This is a genomic window from Lactobacillus equicursoris DSM 19284 = JCM 14600 = CIP 110162 (assembly GCF_001434815.1).
In the GTDB taxonomy this organism is placed as follows: domain Bacteria; phylum Bacillota; class Bacilli; order Lactobacillales; family Lactobacillaceae; genus Lactobacillus; species Lactobacillus equicursoris.
This window is the reverse complement of the sequence record NZ_AZDU01000053.1, coordinates 1-10,301: the sequence shown is the minus strand read 5'-3', so window position 1 is coordinate 10,301 and position 10,301 is coordinate 1. Positions and strand designations below refer to the sequence as shown.

The window sequence follows — 10,301 nt, the reverse complement described above, 5'->3', positions numbered from 1 at the left end:
CAACTTGGGGGCGAAAAAGCAGCAAAAGCAGTCTGGTTGAGTCACCTTGGGGGCCAAAACCGCCAAAAAGCAGCCCGGTTGAGTCAATTTGGGGGCAAAAAAGCGTCAAAAGCAGCCTGGTTGAGTCACCTTGGGGGCGAAAACCGCCAAAATCCAGCCCGGTTGAGTCAACTTGGGGGCGAAAAAGCGTCAAAACGAGTTCGGTTGGCATACTTTGGGGGGCTCGGGCTCCCCGAAGCTCACTCCCCCACGCCCACGCCGCCCCCAACACAAAAAAGGCGAAGCGCTTAGCGCTTCGCTTTTTTCTTAATATAGGCTAAAATCCCGCCGTCCACAAAGGCCAGCAGCAGGTTGGAAGTCGGGAAGTCCAAGACGTTGCCCGACATGTAGCTGGCGCCCAGGATCAGGCAGCTGGCAAAAAGCAGGCTAGACAGGTAAAAAGTCCGCCGCTCCCGCCGCCGCAGCCATGCCATCCCGCCGCAAACGATCACTGCCGGGTAGGCCACCAAATACAAGACCGTCCCCACGATCCCTAGCGAGTAGCGCTGGGCGACGAAGTCCCGTTCCAGGTTAAAGATATTCGTCTCCCGCATGTAGCCGATCCCCAGCCACTTGTCCAAAGGGCTATCGTTGTATTCCACCACCCGGTCCAGCATGGCCTGCTCGACCTTGCGGTTGGCCAGGCGGTACGAAGCCGGCTTATTCAACATGTCAATCCAGAACTGTGGGTCCTTTTCGTACGGGTAGGACTTGCTGATGAACTTCTTGTTCAAGGCGTACTTCTTATAATATTTTGCCAAAAAATCTTTCTCAAACGCCGCCAGCTTGGCAGGAGAATTCTGGTACTTCTTCAAGCCACGTGCCAGCAAGGCGTTTTCGCGCGCAATCGACGAGTCGTGGCTCTTGGCCCAGTAAATCTCGTACTCGTAGCGCTGGACGGCCGGCGACACTTTGTAGCAGATGGCAAAAATCCCCAGCATGGCCACCATCGCTACCAGCGGCCTCCAGCTAAACGACTCGTTTTTCAAAAGCCAGACATGGACCAGCCACAAGACTAGCGTTACGACGAGAGACGCCAGCAGCCCGTACAGGGCCACCTTGGTCCCGACCTCCAGCATGGCCAGGGTCTGCGACAAGGCCAAGAGCGCGGTCTTCCAGGAAAACTTTTTAATCAACAAGTAGAAAACGATCGGCGCCAGCATCAAGAGAATCGCGCTCAAGGTGTTGGTAAAGTAGAAGAAGCCCTTCGACGCACTGTGCGAATAGCCATAGAGGGGCCCCATGAACCAGGTGAAGATGTTGCCGGAAATCGTCCCGGTCTCGTAGGACTTGAGGGAGACGGCGAAGAGGTTGGAGATCACGATTGTCCCGGAAAAAAGCCCGCTGACGATGGCCAGGCCGCGCAAAATCAAGTCTTCGTCGGCGACCGCTTGAGTGACGTAGATCAAAACTAGCGGCAGGACCATTCTAAATAAGTAGAAAAGCTCGCCAAAAGTGGAGTAGCCGTAGGTCGCCCCGGCGATCCCCTTGAAACTGGTCATGTGCCAGAGGTGGATCCCGCCGTATAAAACCAGGGCCCCGGCGTAGATCCAGATCCAGGCCTTGATCTTGGGCCGGGTGGCCGCAAAAAGGACGGCCAGGGCCAAGACGCCCAGGATGCGGACGATGGTCGGGATGGTGAAGGGCAGGATGGTCGCCATTTTCCCCCGGTAGAGGAAGTCTAAGTCCAAAAGGGGCTGCAGGATGATGAACCAAAAGAGCGTTTTTTTCAATTTGTCAGTCATGGATGCCTCGCTTTCTATCTTTACAATCATAACAAAAAACCGCGCCAACCGGCGCGGTTTATTTTACTTCTTCTTAGCAGGCTTAGCTGGCTTTTCATCCTTGTCAGCTGCCTTCATGGTTGGCTCGATCTTTTCGATCGTCACGCTGTTGGTGGACAGGGCCTTGGCCTTCTTGGCGGAGCGGGCTGGCTTCATGTTCTTGAAGTTGACCACGAGCTTGTAGTTAAGGTCGCTGACGGCGGTAGCGTCCACGTCATCAAAGGAGGTGATGGCTAAGAGGGCAGAGTTTTCATAGATTTTTTCCACAGTGCCCTGGAACTGCTTCTTCAACTCTTCTTCTGACTTGGCATTAACGACTGCACCTAATTTCACGTCGGCTTTTTTCATTAAAATTCACTCCTTGACTTCTACTGGTTAAATTCGCAACGAAGTAATACTATATTATATGTCTAAAAAATTCAAGTCAGGAGAACCGTTTTGCGCAAAATTATTTTAATTGCTGGGCCCAGCGGTGCCGGCAAGACCACGATTTCTGAATATTTGACCACCTGCTACGGCATCCCCCGCGTGGTTACCCACACGACGCGGCCAGCGCGGGTCGGCGAAACGCCCGGCGTCAGCTACTACTTTGAAACGCCGGAGTCGATGAGCCGGCTGCACCTTTTTGAAAAAGTCACCTACGGCGGCAACCAGTACGGGTCGAGCCGCGAGGGCCTGGACCGCGCCTGGGAAAAATCCGACCTGGTCAGCCTGATCGTCGATATCGCCGGCGCGCGGTCTTACCTAGAGGCCCTGGGCGACCAGGTCTACTTTTTATACGTGACTGGGGACCTGGCAACCTTAAAGGAAAGGATGCTGGCTCGGGGGGACGACCCGGAAAAAGTGGCCGGCCGCTTGGCGGGCGCTGAATTGAACGAATTGCCGGCTGACCTGGCCCCTCAGGCCCACGTGCTCGTTAACCAAAACTTAACCAAGACCGAGGAAAAGTTGGACGAAATTGTCAAAAAGTTACGGGATTAAGGCTTTTTGACAAGCAATCGTAAATAACGTGTGACGCTTTTGAAACAGAAATGAAATATTTCTTAGGTATTATTAATACCATCAAATACGAAAAGGAAGTAAATCATTTTGAAGTTCAAGAAATCACTCGTTAAAGTTTTAGCCGCTTTTGCCGTAGCCTTCGCCGGCTTCGTCACTGTTAACACTGTCAGCTCAAACCAAGTTCAAGCTTCAACCACTACGACTAAGCGTAACAAGGTTGTTTCTCTTGCTAAAAAGCAAGTCGGCAAGCGCTACGTTTACGGCGCCACTGGCCCTTACAGCTTCGACTGCTCAGGCCTGACCTCATACGTTTACAGCCACGCTATCGGCAAGTACATCACTAGAACCACCTACACTCAAGTTAAGAAAGGCAAGACGGTTGCTGTTTCAACCTCACGCCTGAAGAAGGGCGACCTCCTCTTCTGGGGTTCCAAGTCTAGCCCATACCACGTAGGGATCTACATTGGGGGCGGCCAATACGTACACGCGGCAACTCCAAGCCAAGGCGTACGTAAGCAATACCTCAGCAGCTACTTCTGGCCATCAACTGCTAAGCGTGTGATCTAGTCTCGCCGCTTAGCCAACTTCAAAATGATCGTCAATTAACGTCTCGCAGGCGCTCCGCTTGCGGGGCGTTTTTGTTTTGGTGTTGGGGCTGTTGGGGCTTGGCAAGGCGAAAATTAAAGCAATCTGTGAAAGCTGCACCTCCATCTTACGCTTTTTAAAGTTTGTAAAGGCTGTCAAGCCCCACCAACACTAACAAAGTTTAAATCCTTAGAAAGTTAGTTAAGCCCTTGTAAATGAGAAAGGAATTAAATAAAATAGGGGCAATTAGTTAAGTAAGTAACGGTTTTAGATTTGCAAAGAAGGTATTCACAATGAGAATTGCATGTTACGGCGTTAGGCCGCTTGAAAGAAGTTATTTCGAAAAATTAAACAAGTACGACTACGACTTGAAGCTCATTCCTGAATACTTGAACCGGGAAAACGTCAAGGAAGCTGAAGACTGCGACGCTGTCCTCGTCCGCGGCAACTGCCTCTGCGACCGGGAAAATCTGAAAAAGTTCCGATCTTATGGAATCTCCTGGGTCTTCACCCGCTCCGTGGGCGTTGACCACTACGACCTCAAGGCTGCTGAAGAACTCGGTATCTCGGTTGCCCGCGTGCCAAACTACTCCCCATACGCCGTGGCCAACTTGGCCTTCACCCTGGGCGTTACCCTGTCCCGCCATGTCGGCGAAGCTGCCCATCAAGTCCACCAACAGGACTTCGGCATGCATCCTGACTACTTTGCGACCGAGTTCAACCGCATGAAGGTCGGCATCTACGGCGCCGGCAAGATCGGCGTGGCCGAAGCCAAGATGTGGAAGGGCCTGGGCGCTGAAGTTTACGCCTATGACCCGTTCCCATCCGACTTCGCCAAGCAGTACTGCGAGTTCGTCTCTGAGCACGAGCTGCTCGCGACCTGCGACATCGTCTCCGTTCACGTTCCTTACTTTAAAGGAAAAAATGATCAGCTGATCAACGCCGAATACATCGCGCAAATGAAGGATGGCGCGGTCCTCGTCAACACGGCCCGCGGCGAGCTCGCTGATGAAAAAGCTGTCGCGGCTGCCGTACGCCGTGGCAAGCTGGGCGGTTACGGCGCCGACGTGGTGTCCAGTGAAAAGCAGATCATGGGCCACAACTTCGACTGCCAAGCTGACGTTCCAGATCAAGACGTCCAAGCGCTGATGAGCCTTTACCCCCGCGTCATGCTGACCCCGCACATGGGCTCTTTCACCAAGCCTGCTCTTGAAGACATGATCACCCTGTCTTACAACAACTTCCATAATATGCAAACTGAAGGCACCGTTGACCAGCGCAACAGCGTGGTTGCTCCAAAGGTTGAAGTGACGACTGCTGCTTCCGCAAAGGCCTTGGCCTAGTCTAAAAGCTTCTAGCTCTGCTAGGGGCTTTTTCTTATGTAACAAAACTTGTAATTCTTATTAAAGAGATTGCAAAGGCTCTGTAAAAGGCTTGTAACATAAATAAGCTATGATAATAACCGTCAAGAGAAAAAGGAGAAAGTTATTATCATGAAGCAAATCAAAAGAATTTTAGTCAGTTTAGCCCTGTTCGCCGCCTTCTTCGGTGCGGTTTCTGCCACCAAGGCAGCGCCAGCCCAAGCGGCCAGCGTTACCACTAAGCGCAACAAGGTTGTCAAGCTTGCCAAAAAGCAAGTTGGCAAGCGCTACGTCTACGGCGCTACTGGCCCTTACTCTTTCGACTGCTCCGGTCTGACCCAGTACGTTTTCAAGAAAGCTATCAAAAAGTCAATTACCCGGACGACCTACACCCAAGTCAAGAAGGGTAAAACCGTGAAAGTTTCAACCGCCAAGCTCAAGAAGGGCGACCTGCTCTTTTGGGGCTCTAAGTCATCTCCATACCATGTCGGCATCTACGTGGGCGGTGGCAAATACGTGCACGCTGCTACGCCAAGCCAAGGCGTCCGCAAGCAACGCCTCAGCAGATACTTCTGGCCATCCACGGCCAAGCGGGTCATTTAATTTCAGACCAACTTTAATAAAATAACTTTCCCACTATCAAAAATAAGGTTATCGGCCTCAAAACCGGTAGCCTTATTTATTTGGGCTTAATTTTAATAAGATGGTATTCGTTCTGTAACATTTCTGTAACATAAGAGGACTATTATTTTACCTGTATCAAAAAAGATAAATTAATCATTAGAAGGATAATTGTTGTGAAGTTTAAGAGAATCTTAGTTAAGTTAGCAGCCGCTTTTGCCTTAATGACCGCTGCTGGCGCCGTACAAAATAGTAACGTTCAAGCCGCTACGGTTAAGGCCGTTAACAAGCGAGTAGTCATCAACTACGTTAGTGGCTACAGCGTGAAGGCTTGGAAGAACTACAAGGTGAAGACTGGTGCTGCCAACGATACTGGTATCAGCTTCAAGCACGGCACGACCATCAAGGTCATCGGCGAAGTCAAGTACAAGGGCAAAACCTGGTACAAGGTTGCTGCCAACGAATGGGTTCTTGCTTCTTACACTTTAAGCCAAAAGGCTTGGGCTAAGAAGGCCAAAGCTGCTAAGCGTGCCGCTAAAAAGGCAGCAAAAAAGGCAGCTTACATGAAGAAGACTTCTAAGAGCATGAAGCGCAAGCAAAACAAGGTTGTGGCTTTGGCCAAGGCCCAAGTCGGCAAGCCTTACGTTTGGGGCGCAACTGGCCCTTACAGCTTCGACTGCTCCGGCTTAACTTCATACGTTTACCGCCACGCTTTGGGCAGAAACATCACCCGGACCACCTACACCCAGGTTTACCAAGGCAAGAGCGTTGCTGTGTCAACTGCTACCTTAAAGAAGGGCGACCTGCTCTTCTGGGGTTCAGCATCAGCACCATACCACGTAGGGATCTACGTTGGCGGCGGCCGCTTCGTGCACGCAGCCACTCCAAGCCAAGGCGTCATCAACCAGCACCTGAGCTACTACTTCTGGCCATCCCGCGCTAAGCGCCTGATCTAACAATAATATCCTTTGTACTAAAGCATCGCCTCGTGCGATGCTTTTTCTTTATCCATCTGTATCATTCTTGTAACAATGCTGTAACATTGTTTCGCTAAGCTAGAAAGCACGAATTCAATTTTTAGAAAAGATGGAAACCATGAAAAAAGTAATAACAGTATTAGCCTTATTCCTCAGTCTGCTGGGCGCAGTCAGTTTTGCTGACCAAGCTGACGCCGCCACCTTCAAGCGGGTTGCTTACCGCGGCGGCAAAAAGCTGAACATCTGGAACCGGTCCGGCGCTGGTAAAAAGATTGTCGGTCAGGTCAAATCAGGCCAGAAATTGACTTTGAAAGCCACTGCAACTTACAAGGGCAATTTGTGGTATGAATTGAAAAATAACACCTGGATCATGGCGGCTAACACCGTAACTACTAGCAAGTACGCCTCAATCCTGAAGGCGGCCAAGCAAAATAAGGTCGTTTCCCTGGCCAACAAGCAGGTGGGCAAGGCTTACGTCTGGGGTGCCACCGGCCCTTACAGCTTCGACTGCTCCGGCCTCACCCAGTATGTTTACAAAAAGACCATCGGCACTTACCTGCCGCACTACTCCGTGACCCAGCGCTACTATGGCAAGACCGTTTCCACCAAGAAGCTGCAAAAGGGTGACTTGCTCTTCTTCGGCAGCAAGTCAGCGCCGAACCACGTGGGCATCTACGTTGGCGGCGGCAAGTTCGTCCACGCCTCCAGCCCCACGGTTGGCGTCATCAAGTCATACGTCAGCACCCGCAAGTCCAGCGTCTTCTATCCATCCAGCGCTCGGCGTTTAATTTAGTAAAAAAGACCGGCTCCTCGCCGGTCTTTTTGCGTTAGTGGGGCAATAGTGCACAATAATTTACTCAACTATCCAGCCTTTTGGAAAAAAGCTTCACAAAAACATACTCAAGTAGCCGCCTCGCCGGCCCAAAGTTTACTCAACTACCCGGAAAAGTAGGGCAGTTGAGTAAGTTTATGAGCAGCATTTCCGCTACTTGAGTAAACTTATGAGCAGCATTTTCGTTACTTGAGTAAGTTTGTGTGCAATATTTTCGTTACTTGAGTAAACTTATGAGCAACAATTCTGTTACTTGAGTAAACTTATGAGCAGCAATTTCGTTACTTGAGTAAGTTTGTGAGCAGCATTTTCGTTACTTGAGTAAACTTATGAGCAACCCCATCACCAGTTTAGTCAAAAAATGTGCAGCACCCCACCCCAAAACGAAAAGGAGGTGCCAATTGGCTATTACACCTTCTGCGGCTCGATCAACTCTTAATCTGCCATTCTGGCAAAAATTCCTGCAAAAACCTAGTGCAGATGGCCTCATCCTGCATGACGAAGTAGAGCATGTAATCGTCGGTAATTACCAACGGCTATCCGTCATCGATCGGTGCGATGAAATCATCAAGTAAACCCGTCCCTGTCAAAGCGCCCTCGCTAACCATTTGTAACCAACTTGTAACATTCACCGTCTTGCGACACCCTTGACAAGAGCTTAAGATAAGTATATGGTATTAGTTTTTGCTTCGACGGAGGAAATAAGCATATGAGTAATAAGTGGAAAAAAGCAGTCAGCGCGCTGACCCTGGCCGCCGCGGCCTTTAGTTTTGCTGTCGCAGCGCCCCAGGAAGCTAGCGCCCAAGTTAAGGGCCACCTGTCCAAGGTGCAAGTTATAAAAAAGGCCCCCGTTTACACCAACTATAAAAAGGGTAAAAAGACCCACAAGTACCTGAAGAAGGGCAGCGTGAAAAAGGTCAAGGCCACCGCAACCGACACCAAGAAAAAGGTCTGGATCAAGGTCGGCACCAAAAAGTGGATCGCTAGCAAGTACACGGTCGTAATCACCACGACCGCCAAAAGAAAGGCCAAGTCCAGCTCCATCACCAAGGCTGCCAACCAAGCAGCTAAGGCCGCCAACAAGGCTACCCAAGCAGCCAACAAGGCCGCCCAAGCCGCAAAGCAGGCAACCGCGGCTTTGACCACCAACCAGGTCAATCAAGCAGCGTCTTCACAAGCACCAGCTGGCTCATCTTGGCAGCAAAGCCGGGTGGTCAGCCTGGCCAAGGCCCAGGTGGGCAAGGCTTACGTTTGGGGCGCAACCGGCCCATCTTCCTTTGACTGCTCCGGCCTTGTCCAATGGGTCTACAAGAACGCCATTGGCAAGACCGTTTCCCGCACGACTTACACCCAGGTTTACGAAGGCGTGAACGTTACGGTAAGTACCAGCAGCCTCCAGCCTGGCGACATCCTCTTCTGGGGGAATGCCGCCGCTCCTTACCACGTAGCCATCTACGTGGGCAACGGCCAATACGTCTCCGCTGCCGACGAGCAGCAGGGCGTCATCTTAGCAACCCTGTCCAGCTACTACTGGCCAACGGTTGCTAGAAGATTGCTGTAGTTTTCGTGTTAAAATAGAGTTAGCAGCAGTAGGGAGGAAAAGGGACATGAAGAATATTTTAATCAAGTTTTCTGCCGCTGTGCTGGCTTTTTTAGGCGTTTCCATGACGGGGGTTACGCCCGTCAGCCATCCGGTCAAGGCAGCAAACAAGCGCGTGAAGGTCATCAGCAAGCGCTACGTGACGGTCTGGTCCAACTACCGTTCCGGCCACCACAAGGTCACCCATGTGAAAAAGGGTACCAGCCGCTTTGTCTACCAAACCGCCAAGGACAGCATGGGCAACTTGTGGTACCGTATTGGCAAAAATAAGTGGGTTCTCGCCAAGTACTTCACCAAGGTCGAACAAAAGCGGGCTGCTGTTAAGGCGTCCCGCGCCGCTGTTAAAAAGGTAAAAAAGACGACTAAGACCAAGAAAGCAACCAAGGCTGTCAGTGCCGTGACTCTAGCCGCTTCTTGGTCCGCCCCGATGGGCTCTAAGGCCCGCGCCAAGGCCGTGGTTGCCCTGGCCAAGGCCCAGGTGGGCAAGTCTTACGTCAAGGGCTCCAAGGGCCCTGACGCCTTCGACAACGCCAGTCTCGTAGCCTACGTCTACAAGCAGGCGGCGGGCGTCAATACCGGTTCAACCGCCAAGGCCCAGGCCACCAAGGGCATCGCGGTCAGCGCCTCCAAGAAGTCCGGCTTCACGGAGGGCGACCTGCTTTTCTGGGGCAGCAAGAGCAACCCGTACAACGTCGCCATCTACGTCGGCAATGGCCAATACGTCATGGCCAGCGGCGATCAGCAGGGCGTCGTGCAAACAAGTTTATCAACCTACTTCTGGCCATCTCGTGCTAGAAGAGTCTTATAGCAAAAAGGTCCGAATCATCTGATTCGGGCCTTTTTTTGGCTATAGTTGAGTAAAAAATGTGCAGTCGAAGTCCGGTTGATATAGAACGGGGGAGGGATCGAGCCTGGTTGATATAAAATGGGGGGCGCAAATGCCTCGGTTGAGTCAACTTGGGGGCAAAAAATGGTTCGGTTGACATAGGTTGGGGGCAAAAATCGGGAAAATTTAGTCCGGTTGATATACTTTGGGGGCGAAAAACAGGAAATTTAGTCTCGGTTGACATACTTTGGGGGCGAAAATCGAGAAATTTGTCTCCGGTTGACATAGATTGGGGGCAAAAATCGGGAAAATTTAGTCCGGTTGACATAGATTGGGGGCAAAAATCGAGAAATTTGGTCTCGGTTGACATACTTTGGGGGCGAAAATCGGGAAAATTTAGTCCGGTTGATATACTTTGGGGGCGAAAATCGAGAAATTTGATCTCGGTTGACATATATTGGGGGCAAAAATCGAGAATTTCCGTCCGGTTGACATAGATTGGGGGCGAAAATCGGGAAAATTTAGTCCGGTTGATATACTTTGGGGGCGAAAATCGAGAAATTTGTCTCCGGTTGACATAGATTGGGGGCGAAAAAACAGAAAATTCGTTTCGGTTGCTATATTTCGGGGGACACCAACTTATCCAGTAGGAAAAACGGTGGATCTGGCCGCCA

The 10,301-nt window shown here is 51.1% G+C and carries 14 protein-coding genes; 10 read left to right on the top strand and 4 right to left on the bottom strand.

Annotation, left to right across the window (positions count from 1 at the left end):
* The 3 genes from FC20_RS10425 to FC20_RS08295 all read right to left on the bottom strand — a co-directional run.
* A partial coding sequence (locus tag FC20_RS10425) for a hypothetical protein (RefSeq protein WP_420835929.1) occupies nucleotides 1-211 on the bottom strand: 211 nt, incomplete at its 3' end.
* Between the two features lie 76 nt (nucleotides 212-287).
* Entirely contained in the window at nucleotides 288-1,784 is a 1,497-nt protein-coding gene (locus FC20_RS08300; RefSeq protein WP_008459442.1) for an O-antigen ligase family protein, read from the bottom strand.
* A gap of 63 nt (nucleotides 1,785-1,847) precedes the next feature.
* Nucleotides 1,848-2,171, bottom strand: coding sequence for a DUF2187 family protein (locus FC20_RS08295; RefSeq protein WP_008459440.1), 324 nt, complete (start codon nucleotides 2,169-2,171; stop codon nucleotides 1,848-1,850).
* Between the two features lie 90 nt (nucleotides 2,172-2,261).
* Here FC20_RS08295 and FC20_RS08290 point away from each other — a divergent pair, with 90 nt between their 5' ends.
* The 9 genes from FC20_RS08290 (at nucleotide 2,262) to FC20_RS08255 (ending at nucleotide 9,609) form a co-directional block, all read left to right on the top strand.
* The gene (locus tag FC20_RS08290; protein WP_008459435.1) at nucleotides 2,262-2,804 is read left to right on the top strand and encodes a guanylate kinase; all 543 of its coding nucleotides are present in this window, start codon (nucleotides 2,262-2,264) and stop codon (nucleotides 2,802-2,804) included.
* 108 nt (nucleotides 2,805-2,912) lie between these two features.
* Nucleotides 2,913-3,392 (top strand): C40 family peptidase, encoded by a 480-nt coding sequence (locus FC20_RS08285; protein ID WP_008459434.1) that lies wholly within the window; start codon nucleotides 2,913-2,915, stop codon nucleotides 3,390-3,392.
* 311 nt (nucleotides 3,393-3,703) lie between these two features.
* Nucleotides 3,704-4,753: a 2-hydroxyacid dehydrogenase gene (locus FC20_RS08280; protein WP_056945370.1), complete on the top strand. Its 1,050-nt coding sequence runs from the start codon at nucleotides 3,704-3,706 to the stop codon at nucleotides 4,751-4,753.
* 150 nt (nucleotides 4,754-4,903) lie between these two features.
* On the top strand, nucleotides 4,904-5,374 hold the full coding sequence (locus tag FC20_RS08275) for a C40 family peptidase (protein ID WP_008459422.1): 471 nt from the start codon (nucleotides 4,904-4,906) through the stop codon (nucleotides 5,372-5,374).
* A 194-nt stretch (nucleotides 5,375-5,568) separates the two neighbouring features.
* A complete protein-coding gene (locus tag FC20_RS08270) occupies nucleotides 5,569-6,348 on the top strand; it encodes a C40 family peptidase (protein WP_008459421.1) in 780 nt (259 codons plus the stop codon).
* A 139-nt stretch (nucleotides 6,349-6,487) separates the two neighbouring features.
* Complete coding sequence (locus tag FC20_RS08265) at nucleotides 6,488-7,162, top strand: C40 family peptidase (protein WP_008459419.1); 675 nt, start codon at nucleotides 6,488-6,490, stop codon at nucleotides 7,160-7,162.
* Nucleotides 7,163-7,602: 440 nt separating this feature from the next.
* Nucleotides 7,603-7,776 carry a hypothetical protein gene (locus FC20_RS10670; protein WP_008459417.1) on the top strand — a complete coding sequence of 58 codons (174 nt, stop codon included), beginning with the start codon at nucleotides 7,603-7,605 and terminating at the stop codon, nucleotides 7,774-7,776.
* A gap of 134 nt (nucleotides 7,777-7,910) precedes the next feature.
* The gene (locus tag FC20_RS08260; protein ID WP_008459415.1) at nucleotides 7,911-8,762 is read left to right on the top strand and encodes a C40 family peptidase; all 852 of its coding nucleotides are present in this window, start codon (nucleotides 7,911-7,913) and stop codon (nucleotides 8,760-8,762) included.
* Nucleotides 8,763-8,808: 46 nt separating this feature from the next.
* On the top strand, nucleotides 8,809-9,609 hold the full coding sequence (locus FC20_RS08255; protein WP_008459414.1) for a C40 family peptidase: 801 nt from the start codon (nucleotides 8,809-8,811) through the stop codon (nucleotides 9,607-9,609).
* Here the strand turns inward: FC20_RS08255 and FC20_RS10180 are convergent.
* Nucleotides 9,593-10,081, bottom strand: coding sequence for a hypothetical protein (locus tag FC20_RS10180; protein ID WP_082610499.1), 489 nt, complete (start codon nucleotides 10,079-10,081; stop codon nucleotides 9,593-9,595). The genes FC20_RS08255 and FC20_RS10180 overlap by 17 nt on opposite strands.
* Nucleotides 10,082-10,084: 3 nt before the next feature.
* Here FC20_RS10180 and FC20_RS10890 point away from each other — a divergent pair.
* Nucleotides 10,085-10,301: DUF935 domain-containing protein (locus tag FC20_RS10890; RefSeq protein WP_236697653.1), on the top strand; the 217-nt coding region annotated here is incomplete at its 3' end.